This is a genomic window from Notoacmeibacter sp. MSK16QG-6 (genome assembly GCF_024158145.1).
In the GTDB taxonomy this organism is placed as follows: Bacteria; Pseudomonadota; Alphaproteobacteria; order Rhizobiales; family Rhizobiaceae; genus Notoacmeibacter.
Genome location: NZ_JAMYXM010000002.1, coordinates 548,680 through 566,908, shown reverse-complemented (window position 1 = coordinate 566,908; position 18,229 = coordinate 548,680). Strand labels below are relative to the sequence as shown.

Here is an 18,229-nt window from a genome sequence, read left to right as displayed (position 1 = left end):
TTTTCACAACGTTCCCGTAGCGGTCTCTTTTGGCGGATAAGCAAGGTTAAGTACGCGTTAATCGTGGGTTGCTAGAGCCCGGGCCGGCTCTAGGTTCCGCGTGACGTGTTCGGGCGACGTGCCGATAAGACAGAGAATTGAACTGTTTCGTTAGCTGTTCGTTACGGAATGGTCAGAGGTCCGGAGAAGCATGTATGGCAACGAAGGCGAAGGAAGACGTCGAAGCCGAGCGGGATAGTGGCCCTGACGGCCCTCTGCTCGATCTTTCCGATGCCGCCGTCAAGAAAATGATCAAGGCCGCCAAGCAGCGCGGCTATGTGACCATGGATCAGTTGAATTCGGTCCTGCCGAGTGAAGAAGTCACTTCGGAGCAGATCGAAGACACGATGAGTATGCTGTCCGATATGGGCATCACGGTCGTGGAGGAAGGCGAAGAAGACGAGCAGGAAACGCCTGCCGAGGACGATAGCGAGCAAAACGACGAGCCCAAACCGAATGGCAGGGCGGTCGCAAAGCCCGCTGGCGGAGCCGTAAGCACAGGCAATACGCGCTCATCGTCTGATCGTACCGACGACCCTGTCCGCATGTATCTGCGCGAGATGGGCTCCGTCGAACTGCTGTCGCGCGAAGGCGAGATCGCCATTGCGAAGCGTATCGAGGCTGGGCGCGAGACAATGATCGCCGGTCTCTGCGAGAGCCCCCTGACTTTCCAGGCACTGATCATCTGGCGCGATGAATTGAACGAGGGCGATATTCTCCTTCGCGAGATCATCGATCTCGAAGCGACCTATGCCGGCCCTGAGGCGAAGAAAGTCAACGTTCCGACGCCGGAAGAGATTGAGCAGCAGAAAAAAGAGCGTGAAGCCAAGGAAAAGGCGGCGCGCCAGCCCAGGCGGCGCAGCGACGACATTACCGATGTTGGCGGAGAAGGCGTTGCCGAGGAGGAAGAAGAGGAAGAGGACGAACAGAATCTCTCCCTTGCCGCCATGGAGGCAGAACTCCGTCCGCAGGTGATGGACACGCTGAACGATATTGCGACCCGCTACGCCGAACTGCGTAAATTGCAAGACCAGCAGGTCGAAAACCGTCTGGCGGCATCCGGCGCGCTGACCGACAACGAAAAGAAAGAGGTCAAAGCGCTCAAGGACCGGGTGATCAAGTCGGTCAAGAGCCTTGCGCTCAACAATGCTCGTATCGAGGCGTTGGTCGAGCAACTCTATGACATCAACAAACGTCTGGTGCGGCAGGAGGGGCAGCTTCTGCGCCTTGGCGAAAGCCACGGCGTTTCCCGCGAGGATTTTCTGAAGAACTATTACGGCCACGAACTGGACCCCAACTGGCTCGAAGCCATGACGACGGCCGGTGGTAAAGGCTGGGACAAATTCGCAGCCGATAAGCGCAAGGCGGAGCGCCTGCGAACGGAAATCCAGGTTCTCGCGCAGGAAACCGGTATTTCGATTTCCGAATTTCGTCGGATCGTCAATCAGGTCCAGAAGGGTGAGCGCGAAGCCGCGATCGCCAAGAAGGAAATGGTCGAAGCCAATCTGCGCCTCGTCATCTCCATCGCCAAGAAATACACCAATCGTGGCCTTCAGTTCCTCGATCTCATTCAGGAAGGCAATATCGGCCTGATGAAGGCGGTCGACAAATTCGAATATCGCCGCGGCTATAAATTCTCCACCTACGCAACCTGGTGGATTCGTCAGGCGATCACCCGCTCCATTGCCGACCAGGCCCGCACAATCCGCATCCCGGTTCACATGATCGAGACGATCAACAAGATCGTCCGTACCAGTCGGCAGATGCTGCATGAGATCGGTCGGGAGCCGACGCCTGAAGAACTTGCCGAAAAGCTTGCCATGCCACTCGATAAGGTGCGCAAGGTGCTGAAAATCGCCAAGGAGCCGATCAGCCTCGAAACGCCTGTCGGCGATGAGGACGACTCACATCTTGGCGACTTCATCGAGGACAAGAACGCCGTGCTGCCGATCGAGGCGGCCATTCAGGCCAATCTTCGCGAGACGACTACCCGCGTGCTGGCGTCACTGACGCCGCGCGAGGAGCGTGTTCTGCGTATGCGCTTCGGTATCGGCATGAATACCGACCATACACTGGAAGAGGTCGGCCAGCAGTTTTCGGTAACGCGCGAACGTATTCGCCAGATCGAAGCGAAAGCGCTGCGGAAGCTCAAACATCCGAGCCGCAGCCGCAAGCTGCGCAGCTTCTTGGATCAGTGAGCACCGATCTGGATCGAACGAAGGGGCCGGCGGAAACGCCGGCCCTAGTTTTTATGCAGTCGTAGAATGCCGATAATCTCGTCGGACCCGCCATCCTTCGTGTGGTGCTGGCCATCATGGACAGGGACGGCCTCGAAATCGAATGGGCTGACCCCGTCGAGGCACGCAGCATTGATGCCGAACTCATCCGGGTTCGACCGGCGCTGGTGATGAGTGTAGATGCCGCAATGGCTGCAGAAATAATGTTGTGCCGACTTCGTGTTGAAAGCGTACAGCGTCAACTCATCCAGACCTTCCACTATGGTGAAATCGTTTAGTCTGGCGGTCAGCGCCACGGCGCCCCTCATGGCGCAATAAGAGCAATTGCAGCGCCTTGCCTCCTCCAGCCACCCTTCAGTCGAACCTGGAAACGCACACGGCCGCAATGGCAGCCACCCGCTAGCCGGTCGTCCGGATTTGGCTTGCTCATCGACCACCACCTTCTGCTTTATTGTTTCTTGAAGAGCGCTTTCTGCCCGCCATATGAATTGCGGCGAGTGTGTAGGAATTGAGCGACCGTGGAAACCGCAATCCAGGCCATCGATATCGAACCGGTAAATATTCTACAGGAACAATTGACGGGTATGGCTCGCGCGGCCGTGACCATGCTGCCTCAGATTCTGGTGGCCCTTCTCGTCATCGTCGTAACGGCGCTTCTTGCGCATGGCGCGCGCTGGCTCTTGAAACGGGGTCTGAAACGCACAGGTCTACGCCCAAGTCTGCAAGAACTTTTCGTCATGCTGCTAGGCATTGCGATCTGGGTGCTAGGCTTCATGATCGCCGCTGTCGTGATGTTTCCATCGCTTACGCCCGCTTCGATGCTCGCGGGTCTTGGCATCGGCACGGTCGCCATTGGCTTTGCATTCAAAGACATTTTCGAGAACTTCCTCGCCGGGATCATCATTCTTTTCAGAAAAGAAATGCGCACGGGCGATTTCATCGAATGCGAAGGCATCGAAGGGCGCGTGGAACGGATTTCCGTGCGAGAAACGCATATCCGTCGGACTGACGGCCAGCTCATCATCGTACCCAATGCGATGCTGTTCACCAATCCGCTTCGCATCGTCACCGATCTGGAGCTTCGGCGCATCACGATTATTGCCGGCGTTGCCTATGGCGAGGATGTGGATGAAGCGCGTTCGGTAATACGCAAGGCCGTCGAAGGTTGCGAAACTGTGGTGCGCAATGCCGCCCGGCCAATCCAGATTTTCGCGCAGGAATTTGCGGACTCCTCGATCAATTTCGAGGTCACATGGTGGACCGGGTCCAAGCCGGTGGATGAACGCAAAAGCCGTGATGAAGTGATTGCTTCGGTCAAGCGGGCGCTCGATACTGCGGGCATCGAGATCCCATTCCCCTACCGTACGCTCACCTTCAAGGAGCCGCTGCCTCTCATACGCGGCGCCAATGCCGAAAACGCCGAGGGCCAGGATGAGTGACTATGGCCGTTGCCACTAAAGTGTCTGGGCGCAACTACGGCAGAATGGCGTCCAGGGGATAAGCTCCAGGCGCTTCTTATCGATCGGGTTTTCGCAGTGGAGGCAGGTGCCGTAGATGCCGATCTCGATCCTGTGCAGCGCGGCGTCGATCGCTTTCAGCTCAGTCTCGCCGGTGACGCCCAGTTCGATCTGAACTTCATCGTCTTCCGCTTCTATTGCCGCTTCCTCACTATCGGCAGGCGCCGGCTGGCTAAATGCCGCATCAATGTCAGAAAGACGAGCCTCTAGTTCGCGCTTGCGATTGCGCAGGATCGTTTCGGCTGCTGCAGCTGCGGCTTGGTTTGGCATCGATATCCCTATTTAACGCTAGGCGAAGGGAGTCTCACCCTTCCGGAAAGTCTGAAAAGGACGCTAGGGACACTACGAAGTCGCCGTGTTGATCTCGATCAACAGACGGCAAATTGTGTCAGAGGAAAGAGGCCGTGAGATTATGTCGATCAGACAATTTAATGCGGAAACCAATGGTCAGGGACTGTACGAAATTACGGATGTCATCGCAGAAGCTCTGCAGGCGATGGACCCGACCGATGGGCTGCTTACCGTCTTCGTGCGGCATACTTCCTGCTCGTTGATTATTCAGGAGAATGCCGACCCTGACGTAGTGCGCGATTTGAAGGCGTTCTTCAGCCGGCTCGCGCCACCTTCGGACGATCCTCGAATGGGGTGGATCAAGCACCGTGCTGAAGGGCCTGATGATATGCCAGCGCATATCAAATCAGCGCTCACTGCAGTGTCGCTATCGATCCCCGTGGAAAACGGAAAGATGCTCTTAGGGACGTGGCAGGGGATTTATCTTTTTGAGCATCGTGACCGGCCCCATCGACGCAAGATCGTCTGCCATTTCCAGCCAGATCGCTAAACTGAGATCTGAAAACAGTGGGGCGTCAATCGGACGGGGTCGCCGATTCAATCTGTCTATCTATGGCAGTAGGCGCGGGCGCGACGTCGTATGACGAAGCCGCCATCCTCTGGCCTTCGAGGGCCGGGTTGACGACGCCGATAAACCATAGAGCTCCGAAAACGAGGACGACCGAGAGAACGCCTGCCAGAAACCAGAGCGATCCTCGATCCGAAACATTCGGGGAAATTTTATTTTCGGTCATATCAGCGGGGGGCTCGATTGCCGGGTCGATGTCCTGATGGTCCAGCATATGTTTCCCCTTCACCAATCTGCTCGTTGGAGAAGGAACGGCCAGCCGGAGATGTTGGTTCCGGCTGGCCGCTTTATCTTTTGTAGACCCGGTATTTTCCGGATCATTCCTTGCTATTGCGCGCTTGCGACGTTCTCGGGTGAGACAAGCGCGGTGATCCGGCGAACGGAAACACGGCGGTTTTCCCGGGCCGGTTCTTCGGTACGAATTTTCAGGTACCGTTCGCCATAGCCCTGTGTTTCCAGATTTTCCGGCGGAATGCCAAAGACATTCGATAGCGCCGATGCCACGCTTTCTGCACGCGCGTCCGAGAGAGCCAGATTGGCGGCATCGGACCCGACGGCATCGGTATGGCCTTCGATCAGGAATGTTTCCGCTGGATTGCGTTCGAGCAGGCGCTCCATTGCTTCGGCGAGCGACTGCAATTCATCGATTTCGGAATCGTTGATCGATGCCTTGCCGAACTCGAAGTTGACCGTCCCAAGATCGATGCGGCGAACCTTATCCCGGATACGGGCGCTGCGGCGAACTTCGTCGACCGAGTAAAGACGCTCGACCGTCTCAACCGGCGGCTGGGCCAGGAAGTCGTAATAACGATCCTCAGATACCGGTTCGACAACGTCGAATATGTACTCATCGCGGGGAATGCGGACAACCAGCGGCGGTAGATCGTCGCCCGGATCGTAATACGGGTCGCGCAAATCGTCCCAGCGATCACGCGGCACGTAAACAAGCGTCCGTTCATTGCCATCGGGTGTGACGCGTGTTCTGCGAAGAACCTCGCCATATTCATTATAGACGGTGACAAGAACAACGCCGTTCGGACGCTCCACAGTCTCGCGATAACGTCCGCCGCGCAGCTCCTCCACCGTTACACGCTCGGCGTTACGACGATAGCGCGGTACGTATTCGCGCCGGTCGCCATCGTCGTTATTGCTGGCGTTTGCAGCAAGAGCCGCCACCGTAGCGACGACAAGCGCCCCGGTCGCAAGCTGGACGATCTCACGATCTCCAAACCGTCCCACAACACGTGAGCCTTCGCGCTCCTGGGGACGCCGCGACACGACACGCGCCGCAGCGGCGCCGGTGATTTCCTGACCTTCTTCAGCCTTGACAGGCTCGATCTCCTGAGGAGCGACTGCCGCTTGCGCGGCTGCATCGCTTTCCGGCACCGATTCTTCTGTAACGATGACTGGCGCCGGCTTTTCGGAGGTTGCAGCCGCCGCGGCGGGTGCTTCACCCGTTGAAGCCGCTTCAGCTTCCTCTTCGGCGGTGACACCGTCCTCCTTGCCGCTATCTGTCAGCGAAGCCTCTTCGCCATCCATTGGGACGGGAGCTTGTTCCTCGGCAACGGGCGTTGTCGCCTGCTGAGCAGCAGGTTCTTCATCTGCAGCTTGCTGTTCGATTGCTTCGCCTTCAGCCGGCTGTTCCGGCTCAGACTGTTCGGCAGTGGCCGGTTCTTCAGCGGTCGTTGCCGCTTCAGCCTCGGTTTCTGCTGTGGCTTCCGTATTCGGTGTCTCAGCCTGAACTTCGGTCTCTGTCTGTGTCTCGACCTCAGCGGCCGGCTCTGCGGCAGCCGGTTCCTCGGCAGGTTCCTCTTCAGCCGTATTGTCCTGCTGTGCCGGGGCCTCTTCCGGGACGGGTATCTCGTCAGCCGGCGGCATTTCTTCCTCGGCGGCCTGCGTTTCTGCTGCCGGCTCTTCGACGGCAGGCGCTTCTTCTACTACTGCGGGTTCTTCAACTGCCGGGGGCTCTTCGGCGGCTGGTTCCTCGACAGCCGGTTCCTCCGCCGGCGTGTCCACTGGTTCTTCCGGCTGCTCTTCAACCGGAGCAGCGGGTTCCTCTACGACCTGTTCTTCTTCGGGTGCGGGCACAACCTCGACATCGACGCAGGCACCGCCTTCTCCGATTGGGGCCTGTCCTTCGGCGCATCCATCCGCTTGCGCCAGAATCAACGTTGCGGCCCGGTCAGCGGTGCTATCGGTTGGTGCGGTCGATGGTTTTGCAAAAGCGGTGTGGGCGACGACAAGGCTCAACGCCGTGCTCGCCACCAAGTTCAATCTATTATTCTTCAAGGAATTCTCCCCAACAAGCTACGGGCTGACGCCCATCGAACCCTTCAACCACAGCAAACGCGCCGATTATGGCGTTGTTCCATCTTCTTCATGGTTTTACCGTGTTCTTTCAGGACAAAGCCGGTCTTGACGCCAGCGCCATGCGCCACGACAAGGCGATACAACATGACCGATGAAAACTCCTCCCCCTTCTGGGTTGCCAAATCCCTTGAAGAACTGTCCGAAGATGAGTGGGAAAGTCTCTGCGACGGGTGCGGGAAATGCTGTCTTGCCAAGCTGGAAGACGAGGATAGCGGCGACATTTATTGGACAAGCGTGGGCTGCCGATTGTTCGACGCTGAGACCTGCCGCTGCGCCGACTATAAAAATCGTCTGTCACGTGTGCCAGATTGCGTCGATCTCACGCCTCAAAAAGTTCGGACACTGCCGTGGTTGCCGTCGAGCTGCGCTTATCGCCTCGTTGCCGAGGGAAAACCCTTGCCGTTTTGGCATCATCTGGTCTGTGGCGACCGGGAGCGGATACACGACAGGGGCGAGAGCATGCGCGGCCGGGTGAAAATCTCCGAAACGGAATTGGGTGAGCCGGAAGACTACTTTCCGTATGTGCTGGACGATGAGCCGTAAGCTCTTGAAACCCGGCCTAGCCGCCGCACCTTCTGGCGGGCACGACGATCATAGGGGAGAGTTAAGCGATGAGCGCCGAACAAACGCGTCAATTGATCGATAATTATCTGAACCGCTTCAATGCCTCCGACTGGGATGGCATGACGGCGCTCGTCGGAGAGGATGTGGCCCACGACATCAATCAGGGCGATCGGCAGATCGGTCGTGAGGCGTTCCACCGTTTTCTGGTGGAGAATAGCCGTTACTACGATGAGCAGCTTGGCGATGTGGTCGTGATGACCGATGAAAGTGGCCGCCGGGGCGCCGCGGAAGTGACGGTCCGCGGTCGGTACATCGCCACGGCGCCGGGGCAGCCGGATGCAAGCGATCAGTCCTATTCGCTTCGGGCTGGAATTTTCTTCGAACTCGATAGTGGCGCGATCAGCCGTGTGACGACTTATTATAATATGGCCGACTGGCAACGGCAGGTCGAAGGTGGCTGAGCCGACCGGCGGCACCGTTCGACTGGCAGCCTATCGAGGCGAGGAGGCCCGCTCCTTGCTAACCGGCCTTGCAAGGCTGCGCATTTCGGTTTTTGGGGACTGGCCCTATCTGTACGATGGTGACGAGGCTTACGAAGCGCGTTATCTCGGCAATTTCATTGATGGTGATGGCGCCTTTGTAGCCGCAGCCTTCGATGGCGATACACTGATCGGCGCGGCGACGGCGGCTCCGCTACTCCAACATATGGACGATGTGGCGGAGCCGATCCGCCAGCTTGGGCTCGACCCGAAGAGCATCTTTTATCTCAGCGAATCCGTCCTGCTGCCAAAATACAGAGGAGCGGGGATCGGCCACGGGTTTTTCGATATGCGCGAAGACGAAGCTCGCCGGCAGAATTTTTCTTCGGCAATGTTTTGCGCCGTCGATCGTGAGGCTGGCGATCACCGCCGACCCGTTAACGCCCGGTCGCTGGAACCGTTTTGGCGCGGGCGTGGATATCGCCGCGTCGATGGCCCGAAGGCGCATATTTCCTGGCGTGAAAAAGGGCAGAGCAATGAGACCGATCACTCCCTGACGCTCTGGATGCGCGACCTGAATGCGAAATGAACGTGGGGTTCCGAACCGGTTCAGCCGAACGTCGTCATAAGGGTTGGCAACAGGCGGCGATGATGTCGCCGCAAAACCGACCAAGGAGACGAACCATGTTCAAGTCCATTCGCACCGCCGTCCTGTCCGCCCTGATCGCACTCGGTACCGTCGCCGGCGTATCCGCCCCCGCCAATGCTGGTGACCTTCGTGTTTACGCTGGCTCCGGAGGTATCTATTTCGGCTTCGGCGATCACTACAACCGCCGCGACGTCCGCCGGAATCGTCACTACAATCGCGGCGTCTGCCGGAACGGTCGTGCGATCCGCAAGGCCGCGCGCCATGGCCTGCGCCGTGCGCATGTCGTTCGCCGCAACCATCGTGTCGTAAAAGTTTCAGGACGCCGTCATGGATACCGGACAGTTGTGACCTTCGCCAATGCACGGGGATGCCCGCGCATCCGCTAAGCGCGACTACTTATTGTCCCAAAAAAGCCCGGCCATTGCGCCGGGCTTTTCATTTGTCACTCGGACGGCTGATCGATTGCGATTTTGAGTGTCACATTGACCGTATACTGGTTCTCGCCGGCTTCGACTGGAACGGCCGCTCCTTGATCCGCCATCGCCATTTCCATCCGCGCCATCGGCATCGGCGGACGGGAATAGCCGCCCTCGGTCAGTGAAACGATAGGACCAAGCGAGACACCCGCGGCGTCAGCGAGTGTTTTGGCTTTCGCCATGGCCTGCTCCACGGCATCCCGTCGTGCTTCGTCGATGACGGTATCGGGTTCGGCGGTTGTCAGATTCAGATTTCCATCGGCGTTGACGCCGAGTTCGATGGCCCTTGTGAGAACCTCGCCCGTTTTCGTCAGATCGCGAATGCGCACCGTGAGCGAATTGGACACCGCATAGCCGGTAATGCGCGGCTGCTCCGGTTCGCCGTTGTCGGTTGGCTCACGCCGGCGATGATCGTAGATCGGGCGAACATTGAAACCGGCGGTTTGCAGATCCCGCTGCTCAATCCCGAAACTCTTCATGGCTTCGATCACATCGGCCATCGCCGTATTCGCCTCTTCGAGCGCCGTGACAGTGTCCGGTGCTTCCCGCAGAACGGTGAATTGCGTGACAGCCATATCCGGAACGACAGTGGCGGAGCCCTCCGCAGTTACAGCGATATGCGGCGGTTCGGATTCCTGCGCCACTGCAGAGCCGAGCGCTGCAACAGTCATCACGGTAGCAAAGCCCAGTGTAAGGCTCTGGCGCGATAGAGACGAGAGGGCGGGGCTTAAGCGTTTCATCGGCATATCCATCATCTTGACATCTGCCTGCGATCTTTCGCCTTCCAGCAAGGCGGTATTGCGGCGGTGGGCGACACAATTGGACGCTTGCGGCCCGCGTCTGAAATCTCTATGCGGATGGTCGGGTCGGGCCTGTAGCTCAATTGGTTAGAGCCGGCGGCTCATAACCGCTTGGTTGGGGGTTCGAGTCCCTCCGGGCCCACCATAGGCAGCCGCACGATCAATGGCGCCGCTCATGCGTTTTGGGCACTACGGCCGATTAAGCCGCATTTCATGTTTTCGTGATTGCATGGCTCTCAGGAAGATTTCCCCATTCCGGGTGATCGTCGAGGGATTATGTTGGCTCGCCTAAATAATCGTCATGCGCTGTCCGCCCGTCGTCTCCGACTTTGGATGAGATTTGTTCAGCCGGGTAAGATCGCGGCGCTGGCGGCCATCTTCATTACTCTCGGAATCGGTTTCTTCGCCGATTATCAAAACCGTATGGTTTCGCGTCAGCAAGCGCGCACGACTGTCAGCGAGCAACTGGGCGTCGTGCGGATGCGGTTGGAAGGAAACATCAACAGCAACATTCAATTGGTACGGGGCTTGGTTGCCGTCATCGCCGCCACTCCTAATCTGGACCAAGCTCGATTTGCTAAAATCGCCAGCCGGCTGATCGGAAAACACTCTCAATTGCGAAATATCGGCGCCGCGCCGGATTTGGTCATTCGATACATCTATCCGATCAAGGGAAACGAACAGGCGATCGGTCTCGACTATACCGAGAACGAAGAACAACGTGCGGCTGCCATGCGCGCCGTACAGTCAGGTGACATGATCCTCGCAGGACCGGTCGACCTTGTCCAAGGCGGTCGCGGGTTCATTGGCCGGTTTCCTGTCTTCGTCGATGGGCCGAACGAAGCCGATAACTTCTGGGGACTTGTATCTGCTGTCGTCGATGTCGAAGCGCTTTACGCCGATAGCGGCCTGTTCGATCCGTCGCTGCCCATCGACCTAGCCATCAGGGGGCAGGATACCAATGTCGATGATGACACGGTGTTCTTCGGCGATCCATCGATCTTCCAAAGCGACCCCGTCACCACCAATCTCTCTTTACCGAATGGCCAGTGGCGCATTGCTGCGATACCGAGGGACGGGTGGGAACAAGCCTTTGGCGATGTCTGGCTCTTCCGACTCTTCATTATCGCGGCGATCCTCCCGCTCGCAGCGCTCGTGGCGTTTGCCGGTCATCTTTACGATGAACGGCGCGCCTATGTCGGTGAACTGAAACGACAGCAGGTCGAATTACATAGACTGTCCCGGCGTTTGGGCCTTGCGCTCGATACGTCGCGGATCGGCGTATGGGAACTCGATCTGGATACGATGGGCCTTCGGTGGGATGGCCGAATGAAGGAACTCTATGGCTTGCCTCCCAATGCGCCGGTCGATGGACCGGATGTATGGAGAGCCGCGCTTCATCCCGAAGACCGAGAGCGAGCTGACCAGACATTCCAGCTCTCGATTGCGGTCGAGGCCCCTTACTCCGACGAATTCCGGCTTATGCTCCCTAATGGCGAAACGCGCTGGGTTAGAACGATGGGAGCCATTCATACCGAAGCCGACGGTCGGCGGTCTATTCTAGGCGTCAATTGGGATGTGACGGCAGACATTCAATTAAAGACGCGTTTGTTGGCCGCGAAGAAGACCGCCGAAGCCAAAAACAGGGAGTTGGAAGAGGCCCGCGCGCAGATGGAGTATAACTCCCTGCACGATAGCCTGACCGGACTGCCGAACCGGCGTTACCTTGATGATAAAGTTCTTTCGAACCGCGACCTACCCGTATCTGTGGCTCTTCTTCATGTCGATCTGGACCGTTTCAAACATATTAACGATACGCTAGGCCATGCTGCGGGCGATGCGATGCTCATGCACGCCGCCTCGGTGCTCAAAGCGAATGTCGGTGAGCATGATATCGTCGCGCGGGTCGGAGGCGATGAATTTATTATCGCAACGACGGCGACGATCGATGAGCAGCATCTATCAGCCATGGCGGGATCGATCATCGAGCAGATGCGCGAGCCAGTTCCCTATCGGCATCAGGAATGCCGGTTCGGCGCCAGCATCGGCATTGCGGCCGGGATCTGTCCATCGACTGAAAGCCTCGAACGTCTGCTGATCGACGCGGATATCGCGCTCTATCGCGCCAAGAAAGAGGGCAGGAACCGTTACGCTTTCTTTTCCGAGACGCTGAAGGCGGAAGCGATGCAGAACAAGCGGGTGGCTGACGATGTTCTAGGCAGTCTAGAACGCCGGGAATTCGTGCCGTACTTTCAACCCCAGTTCGATGCAAAAACGCTCGACGTTGTGGGCGTAGAGGCGCTCGCCCGCTGGGTTCATCCACAACATGGCATGCTGCCTCCTTCGGCCTTCCTCTCCGTTGCGGATGAGTTGAATGTTGTGCCGTTGATCGACCGCATGATTTTGGAGCAGACGCTTTGGCATTCGACAGAGTGGCAGGCACACGACATCTCGATACCAAGAATGTCGGTCAATGTTTCGACCGGGCAATTAAAGTCGGATCGTTTGATCGAGAATCTTTCCGATCTCGTGTTGCCGGCGACGAAATTGTCTTTCGAGCTGCTGGAGTCGACGTTTCTGGATGACGACGATGCGATGATCGCCAACAATATCGAGCAGTTGCGCGAGATGGGCATCGGAATTGAGATCGACGATTTCGGAACCGGTCATGCATCGATTGTCAGCCTCATTCAAATTCATCCGTCACGCCTGAAGATCGAACGGCGGCTGGTTGCGCCGATACCGCATTCCAGCAGCCAACGCCGACTTGTGGCCTCGATCATCGAGATCGGCCATTCGCTTGGCATCGAGGTTCTGGCCGAGGGTGTCGAAACGCTGGAACATGCTGCGATTCTTCGCGATCTCGGTTGTGACTCCTTACAAGGCTATGCGTTGGGAATGCCGATGAGCTCCAGAAAACTTATCGAATTCGTGCGTGAAGAACGCTGGCGAAAGGCAGCGTGAGCGGGCCTACGAGGCTGTCTTAGTCAGGCAGCACCTTACCGGGGTTCATGAGATTGTCTGGATCGAAGAGCTTTTTGATGCCTGCCATCAATTCTACGGCGTTATCTCCATGTTCTCGTCGCATATAGCCGCGTTTGCCAAGGCCGACGCCATGTTCGCCGGTTGCGGTGCCACCCGCGGCCAGGGCGCGTTCTACCAGGCTGCTGCTGACGGCGCGGGCTGCCGATAACTCGCTGGCATCGTCCGGATCGATCAGGAGAGCCATATGAAAATTCCCATCGCCGACATGGCCAAGGACCGGCGCGGTCAGACCTTTTTCCTCAGCATCGTGACGCGATTGCAGGATGCAGTCCGCCAGCGCGGAGCGTGGCACGCAAACATCGGTGGTCAGCATCTTCTTGGAAGGCCGATAAGCCATGCAAGCGTATGCGCAATCGTGACGCGCCCGCCATAGGCGGTTGCGGTCTTCCGCCCTGGTCGACCATTGAAAGGCGCTGCCGCCGTGGTCTTCGACGATTGAGGCAGCCAACTCGGCCTCGGCTTCGGTGCTCTCCGTTGTGCCATGAAATTCAAGAAACAGATGAGGGGCAAGCTCCAGATCAGTCTTGGAATAGAGGTTGACGGCGTCGATCATCATTTCATCCAGCAATTCGACCCGGGCAAGGCCCATGCCACTACCAATCAACGCAACGGCCGCATCGACGGCATTCTTCAGGTCCGGAAAAGCACAGGTGGCCGAAGCAATGACTTCAGGCTGCGGCGCCAAACGCACCGTAATCTCTGTAACAATGCCGAGTGTTCCCTCGGAGCCTGTAAACAGATGAGTCAGATCGTAGCCGGCTGAACTCTTTCGCGCGCGGCTTCCTGTCCTGACGACCCGCCCATCGGCCAAAACGACTTCGAGACCAAGGACCACATCGGCCATGGTGCCGTAGCGCACCGTGTTGGTGCCGCTGGCGCGGGTAGCGATCATTCCGCCTATCGATGCGTCCGCGCCAGGGTCGACAGTGAAAAAGAGGCCGGTATCGCGCAGCTCTTCGTTCAGCTTGCGTCTGCGAATGCCTGGCTGGACGGTACAGTTGAAGCTTATGGGATCGACATGCAGCAGCTTGTCCATTTCGATGGTGCTGATTGCAATTCCGCCTGTCACCGGGATTAGCGCCCCTTCGATCGAGGAGCCGGCCCCAAAGGCGATCATCGGAACTTTGTATCTCGAACAGATTTGGCAGATTGCCGAGATTTCCTCGGTTGTCCGAGGAAAAACCACCGCATCAGGGAGAGCCGGTGGATGCCAGGATTCATCACGTCCATGAAGTTCGCGAACCGATTGACCCGTGCTGATCCTTTCGTCGAATCTCGCACGCAGCTCCTCAATGGCGTCATTCAATTGCGGATCGATTACAGCGGTTCTTCTGACGATGGCTGACATGTCCGTTTCTCCCGTTCCTGCGCAAGATGGGATAAAATCATGGCGGGATTCAACGCCACATATTCCGCCGAAGATTATTCAGGCAGGCAAATCTGCGTGCCCCAATCGTCGCATAGCCGTGCAAGATCCGGATTGACTGGCCGGTCCGTGAAGAAGATGTCGATGTCCGAAAGGCTGCCGATACGCGCAGGCGCGCTTCTTTCGAATTTCGAATGATCGGCGACGAGAATGTTCGTTCGCGCCCGAGCAAGAGCCGTCTGGCTGACGCCCACCTCCTGAGTGTCGAAGTCAAGCATATCGCCGTCGACGTCGAGAGCCGAGCAGCCGAGGACTGCGTAGTCGAATTTGAACTGCTCAACGACACGGTTGGTCATACCGCCGACCAGACCGCCGTCGCTTCGCCGCAAAACGCCGCCAGCGACAATGATTTCGCAGCTTTCATTGGAGACCATTATATTGGCAATGTTCAGATTGTTGGTGACCACGAGTAGATTGCGATGAAGAAGCAGTTCGCGCGCCACTGCCTCGGTGCTTGTTCCGATGTTCAGAAAAACGGATGAACTTTCGGGGATCACCGCAGCACAGCGGCGCCCGATCTGGTGCTTTTCTTCCTCGTTCAGGTTGCGGCGTTCCTCGTAACCGAAATTGGTCACGCCGGAGACGGGCACGGCGCCCCCGTGAACACGCTTGAGTCGTCCGGTTTCCGCCAGTTCAGACAGATCGCGCCGAATAGTCTGTACCGTGACGCCGAAATGGCCGGCAAGGCTCTCTACTGTGACCTTGCCGTGCTGGCGGGCGAGCTCAAGAATCTCCGGGTGCCTTAGCGTTTCGCTCATGATCGATTTTTAGCTGAAACGCTCCCCGGTTCCCTTGCGACAATAGATCGCGTTTCCTTGGACCATGCAAGGCGGTCCATCCGACTATGTTCCTTTTCGCAATTGCGAATAATTTTCGCGCTGCAAACCTATAAAAAACGAAAATTTACGAACATAAATGTTGACCTGTAAGTGGGTCTGCGTTTAGTTGCCGATCAGGAACTGGACCACGCGATATCGGGAGGGCGCATGGCTGACGATCTGCAACATGACATGCCAATTTCCGATTTGCTCGTCATTGGCGGCGGCGTAAACGGGTGCGGCATTGCACGCGACGCGGTGGGACGAGGAATGTCTGTCGTGTTGGTCGAGATGGACGACCTGGCATCCGGCACGTCATCGGCCTCGACCAAACTGTTTCACGGCGGCCTGCGTTATCTGGAATATTTCGAGATCAAACTGGTTCGCGAGGCGTTGTCGGAGCGGGAAGTCCTTCTGCGCGCCATGCCGCATATCTCGTGGCCGATGCGTTTTGTCCTGCCCTACACCGACACCATGCGGTTCGAGAATGATACGCCGACGTCGAAGCTGCTTTCCACTGTCATGCCCTGGATGAAGGGACGCCGTCCGGCCTGGCTAATCCGTGCGGGTCTTTTCATGTATGACACGCTGGGCGGCCGCAAATTCCTGCCCGGCACCGAATCTGTCGATCTGTCATCGGACCCGGTCGGTGAACCTCTCAAGGATGAATTCAAGGAAGCGTTCGAATATTCGGATTGCTGGGTGGAGGATTCCCGGCTGGTGGCGCTAAACGCGCGCGATGCCGCAGAGCGCGGTGCAAGCGTTCTGACCCGAACCAAGCTGATCGACGCGGAACGACATGCCGGTGAATGGCGTGTCACACTCGAAAATGTCGAGACGGGCGAGCGATTTACCCGGCGTGCGCGGATGCTTGCGAACGCCGCGGGTCCATGGGTTCGTGATCTTATCAACCGAACGGCCAGTTCGGATTTGAATACCGATGTGAGGCTTGTAAAGGGCAGCCACATCGTAACGCGAAAACTCTACGATCACGACAAGGCTTACTTCCTCCAGGGCAAGGATGGCCGGATCATCTTCCTGATCCCTTATGAGAGTGATTACACACTGATCGGGACCACCGATGCTGGGCATGACGACCCGAACAAGCCGGTCGAAATATCGGACGAAGAGCGCGACTATCTTCTCAATTTCGCAAATGAATATCTGAAACAGAAAATCACCGTCGACGACATTGTCTGGACCTATTCGGGTGTCCGGCCGCTCTATGATGACGGCGCTTCATCCGCTACCGCAGCGACCCGCGAATATGTTCTGGTGATGGACGACGAAGACGGTGCGCCCGTACTGAACGTTTTTGGCGGAAAGATAACGACCTATCGCCGGCTCGCCGAACAGGCGATCGACCGTCTGACGGAAGACAATTCACACGTTGGCAAGTCTTGGACTGCCGGCGTGCCTCTGCCGGGTGGGGATTTTCCAGTCGACGGCGTCGATGAACTTATTGGGGCGTTGCAGGAAAAGTACGCTTTTCTCGGCGGGAAATGGGCCGCACGGCTTGTGCGCGCCTACGGTACGGACGCCGATCATGTGCTGAATGGGGCAACCTCCAAAGCCGATCTCGGCGAGATGTTCGGAGCGACATTGAGCGCCCGAGAAGTCGAATGGCTCATGGAAAAAGAATTCGCTCGCACTGCCCATGATGTGATCTGGCGGCGGTCGAAACTGGGATTGCGAATGTCGGACGAAGAGGTCCGGCGGCTCGACGCTTTTATGGTAGAAAAGGGCGGCATACCGAATGCGGCCACGTCCGTGAAAGCGGCCGAGTAGGAGGAGACGGATGACACTTCAACTGGAGAATATGTCAAAAGTGGTGAACGGACGGACGCATATCTATCCAACCGACCTGACGCTGCAGAACGGCACGATGAACGTGCTGCTCGGCCCGACGCTTGCCGGCAAGACGACCCTGATGCGGCTTATGGCCGGACTCGACAAGCCTTCGACCGGGCGCATCCTCTGGAACGGGGAAGATGTGACCGATGTGCGGGTGCAGGATCGCGGCGTCGCGATGGTCTACCAGCAGTTCATTAATTACCCGTCCATGACGGTCTACGACAACATCGCCAGTTCAATGCGGTTGTCCGGCCGTCCGGCAGACGAGATCGATCGGCAGGTCCGCAAAACCGCTGAATTGATGAAGCTGACGCCGATGCTGGATCGCAAGCCGCTGCAACTTTCCGGCGGCCAGCAGCAGCGCTGCGCACTGGCCCGTGCGCTGGTCAAGAATGCCGGTCTCGTGCTTCTGGACGAGCCGCTGGCCAATCTGGATTACAAGCTGCGCGAGGAATTGCGGATCGAAATTCCGAAAATCTTCGAGGAAAGCGGCTCGATCTTCGTTTACGCGACGACCGAGCCAGAGGAGGCGTTGCTTCTGGGCGGTTATACGGCGACGCTTTGGGAAGGCCGGATCACGCAGTTCGGCCCCACGCTCAGCGTCTATCGCCAGCCGGTGGACGCCACGACCGCGCGGGTTTTTTCCGATCCGCCGATGAATTTTTTGCCCTTCGAAAAGCGTGGCGGCAATATCGTCTTCGCCGACGGTCTCAGTGTGGAAGCCGTCGGGCAGTTCGGCGCACTTGGTGACGGCCAATATATGGCCGGTTTCCGGCCGAACCATCTGGCGCTCGAGCGGCCGGGACCGGATTCGTTTGCCTTCCAAACCAAGCTGAGCGTGTCGGAATTGACCGGTTCGGAGACCTTTATCCATCTGGATCATCACGGCCAGCGCTGGGTTGGGTTGATGCATGGCATTCATGAGTTCGAGCCGGGACGTTCGCTCGATGTCTATCTGTCGCCGGCTCATATCTACATTTTCGACGAGGACGGGCGGCTGGTCGCGCCGGCTTCCTACGCGGCGGCTGCTTGAGGT

At 57.8% G+C, this 18,229-nt stretch carries 16 protein-coding genes, 1 tRNA gene and 1 pseudogene; 11 read left to right on the top strand and 7 right to left on the bottom strand.

What is annotated here, in order from left to right; translation table 11 throughout:
• Window positions 1-194: 194 nt before the first annotated feature.
• Complete coding sequence (rpoD, locus tag NIM86_RS10410; protein ID WP_253381759.1) at window positions 195-2,237, top strand: RNA polymerase sigma factor RpoD; 2,043 nt, start codon at window positions 195-197, stop codon at window positions 2,235-2,237.
• 44 nt (window positions 2,238-2,281) lie between these two features.
• Here rpoD and NIM86_RS10405 read toward each other — a convergent pair.
• Window positions 2,282-2,706, bottom strand: a pseudogene (locus tag NIM86_RS10405) (GFA family protein).
• A gap of 88 nt (window positions 2,707-2,794) precedes the next feature.
• Here NIM86_RS10405 and NIM86_RS10400 point away from each other — a divergent pair.
• The gene (locus NIM86_RS10400) at window positions 2,795-3,715 is read left to right on the top strand and encodes a mechanosensitive ion channel domain-containing protein (protein WP_253381757.1); all 921 of its coding nucleotides are present in this window, start codon (window positions 2,795-2,797) and stop codon (window positions 3,713-3,715) included.
• 15 nt (window positions 3,716-3,730) lie between these two features.
• Here NIM86_RS10400 and NIM86_RS10395 read toward each other — a convergent pair whose 3' ends face one another.
• The gene (locus NIM86_RS10395; protein ID WP_253381755.1) at window positions 3,731-4,063 is read right to left on the bottom strand and encodes a TraR/DksA C4-type zinc finger protein; all 333 of its coding nucleotides are present in this window, start codon (window positions 4,061-4,063) and stop codon (window positions 3,731-3,733) included.
• A 142-nt stretch (window positions 4,064-4,205) separates the two neighbouring features.
• Here NIM86_RS10395 and NIM86_RS10390 point away from each other — a divergent pair, with 142 nt between their 5' ends.
• Window positions 4,206-4,634: a secondary thiamine-phosphate synthase enzyme YjbQ gene (locus NIM86_RS10390; RefSeq protein ID WP_253381753.1), complete on the top strand. Its 429-nt coding sequence runs from the start codon at window positions 4,206-4,208 to the stop codon at window positions 4,632-4,634.
• Between the two features lie 405 nt (window positions 4,635-5,039).
• Here NIM86_RS10390 and NIM86_RS10385 read toward each other — a convergent pair whose 3' ends face one another.
• The gene (locus NIM86_RS10385) at window positions 5,040-6,977 is read right to left on the bottom strand and encodes an OmpA family protein (RefSeq protein ID WP_253382027.1); all 1,938 of its coding nucleotides are present in this window, start codon (window positions 6,975-6,977) and stop codon (window positions 5,040-5,042) included.
• Between the two features lie 68 nt (window positions 6,978-7,045).
• On the bottom strand, window positions 7,046-7,168 hold the full coding sequence (locus tag NIM86_RS17195) for a hypothetical protein (protein WP_256478426.1): 123 nt from the start codon (window positions 7,166-7,168) through the stop codon (window positions 7,046-7,048).
• On the opposite strand from NIM86_RS17195, the gene NIM86_RS10380 reads away from it, so the two are divergent.
• The 4 genes from NIM86_RS10380 (at window position 7,167) to NIM86_RS10365 (ending at window position 9,160) form a co-directional block, all read left to right on the top strand.
• A complete protein-coding gene (locus NIM86_RS10380) occupies window positions 7,167-7,625 on the top strand; it encodes a YcgN family cysteine cluster protein (RefSeq protein ID WP_253381751.1) in 459 nt (152 codons plus the stop codon). The genes NIM86_RS17195 and NIM86_RS10380 overlap by 2 nt on opposite strands.
• 68 nt (window positions 7,626-7,693) lie before the next feature.
• Window positions 7,694-8,107 carry a ketosteroid isomerase-related protein gene (locus NIM86_RS10375; protein ID WP_253381749.1) on the top strand — a complete coding sequence of 138 codons (414 nt, stop codon included), beginning with the start codon at window positions 7,694-7,696 and terminating at the stop codon, window positions 8,105-8,107.
• The gene (locus NIM86_RS10370; protein WP_253381748.1) at window positions 8,100-8,714 is read left to right on the top strand and encodes a GNAT family N-acetyltransferase; all 615 of its coding nucleotides are present in this window, start codon (window positions 8,100-8,102) and stop codon (window positions 8,712-8,714) included. Before NIM86_RS10375 ends, NIM86_RS10370 begins: the two co-directional genes overlap by 8 nt.
• A 95-nt stretch (window positions 8,715-8,809) precedes the next feature.
• A complete protein-coding gene (locus tag NIM86_RS10365; protein ID WP_253381746.1) occupies window positions 8,810-9,160 on the top strand; it encodes a hypothetical protein in 351 nt (116 codons plus the stop codon).
• 56 nt (window positions 9,161-9,216) lie between these two features.
• On the opposite strand, the gene NIM86_RS10360 is transcribed toward NIM86_RS10365, so the two are convergent.
• Window positions 9,217-9,990: an SIMPL domain-containing protein gene (locus tag NIM86_RS10360; RefSeq protein ID WP_253381744.1), complete on the bottom strand. Its 774-nt coding sequence runs from the start codon at window positions 9,988-9,990 to the stop codon at window positions 9,217-9,219.
• A 128-nt stretch (window positions 9,991-10,118) separates the two neighbouring features.
• Here NIM86_RS10360 and NIM86_RS10355 point away from each other — a divergent pair.
• Both NIM86_RS10355 and NIM86_RS10350 read left to right on the top strand, forming a co-directional pair.
• Window positions 10,119-10,195, top strand: a tRNA-Ile gene (locus NIM86_RS10355).
• Window positions 10,196-10,383: 188 nt separating this feature from the next.
• Window positions 10,384-13,014: an EAL domain-containing protein gene (locus tag NIM86_RS10350; RefSeq protein ID WP_253381741.1), complete on the top strand. Its 2,631-nt coding sequence runs from the start codon at window positions 10,384-10,386 to the stop codon at window positions 13,012-13,014.
• A gap of 19 nt (window positions 13,015-13,033) precedes the next feature.
• On the opposite strand, the gene NIM86_RS10345 is transcribed toward NIM86_RS10350, so the two are convergent.
• Together NIM86_RS10345 and NIM86_RS10340 are read right to left on the bottom strand one after the other, a co-directional pair.
• Window positions 13,034-14,443 carry an FAD-binding oxidoreductase gene (locus NIM86_RS10345; RefSeq protein WP_253381739.1) on the bottom strand — a complete coding sequence of 470 codons (1,410 nt, stop codon included), beginning with the start codon at window positions 14,441-14,443 and terminating at the stop codon, window positions 13,034-13,036.
• Window positions 14,444-14,517: 74 nt separating this feature from the next.
• Entirely contained in the window at window positions 14,518-15,279 is a 762-nt protein-coding gene (locus NIM86_RS10340; RefSeq protein WP_253381736.1) for a DeoR/GlpR family DNA-binding transcription regulator, read from the bottom strand.
• Window positions 15,280-15,507: 228 nt separating this feature from the next.
• Here NIM86_RS10340 and glpD point away from each other — a divergent pair, with 228 nt between their 5' ends.
• Both glpD and NIM86_RS10330 read left to right on the top strand, forming a co-directional pair.
• On the top strand, window positions 15,508-17,127 hold the full coding sequence (glpD, locus tag NIM86_RS10335) for a glycerol-3-phosphate dehydrogenase (protein WP_253381734.1): 1,620 nt from the start codon (window positions 15,508-15,510) through the stop codon (window positions 17,125-17,127).
• A 10-nt stretch (window positions 17,128-17,137) separates the two neighbouring features.
• Window positions 17,138-18,226: an ABC transporter ATP-binding protein gene (locus tag NIM86_RS10330; protein WP_253381732.1), complete on the top strand. Its 1,089-nt coding sequence runs from the start codon at window positions 17,138-17,140 to the stop codon at window positions 18,224-18,226.
• The last annotated feature ends 3 nt before the right edge of the window (window positions 18,227-18,229 follow it).

Coding starts and splice junctions, on each gene's coding strand:
- rpoD (WP_253381759.1), top strand. CDS start 195: ATGGCAACGAAGGCGAAGGAAGACGTCGAAGCCGAGCGGGATAGTGGC.
- NIM86_RS10395 (WP_253381755.1), bottom strand. CDS start 4,063: ATGCCAAACCAAGCCGCAGCTGCAGCAGCCGAAACGATCCTGCGCAAT.
- NIM86_RS10390 (WP_253381753.1), top strand. CDS start 4,206: ATGTCGATCAGACAATTTAATGCGGAAACCAATGGTCAGGGACTGTAC.
- NIM86_RS10380 (WP_253381751.1), top strand. CDS start 7,167: ATGACCGATGAAAACTCCTCCCCCTTCTGGGTTGCCAAATCCCTTGAA.
- NIM86_RS17195 (WP_256478426.1), bottom strand. CDS start 7,168: ATGTTGTATCGCCTTGTCGTGGCGCATGGCGCTGGCGTCAAGACCGGC.
- NIM86_RS10375 (WP_253381749.1), top strand. CDS start 7,694: ATGAGCGCCGAACAAACGCGTCAATTGATCGATAATTATCTGAACCGC.
- NIM86_RS10365 (WP_253381746.1), top strand. CDS start 8,810: ATGTTCAAGTCCATTCGCACCGCCGTCCTGTCCGCCCTGATCGCACTC.
- NIM86_RS10360 (WP_253381744.1), bottom strand. CDS start 9,990: ATGAAACGCTTAAGCCCCGCCCTCTCGTCTCTATCGCGCCAGAGCCTT.
- NIM86_RS10350 (WP_253381741.1), top strand. CDS start 10,384: ATGAGATTTGTTCAGCCGGGTAAGATCGCGGCGCTGGCGGCCATCTTC.
- NIM86_RS10345 (WP_253381739.1), bottom strand. CDS start 14,443: ATGTCAGCCATCGTCAGAAGAACCGCTGTAATCGATCCGCAATTGAAT.
- NIM86_RS10340 (WP_253381736.1), bottom strand. CDS start 15,279: ATGAGCGAAACGCTAAGGCACCCGGAGATTCTTGAGCTCGCCCGCCAG.
- glpD (WP_253381734.1), top strand. CDS start 15,508: ATGGCTGACGATCTGCAACATGACATGCCAATTTCCGATTTGCTCGTC.
- NIM86_RS10330 (WP_253381732.1), top strand. CDS start 17,138: ATGACACTTCAACTGGAGAATATGTCAAAAGTGGTGAACGGACGGACG.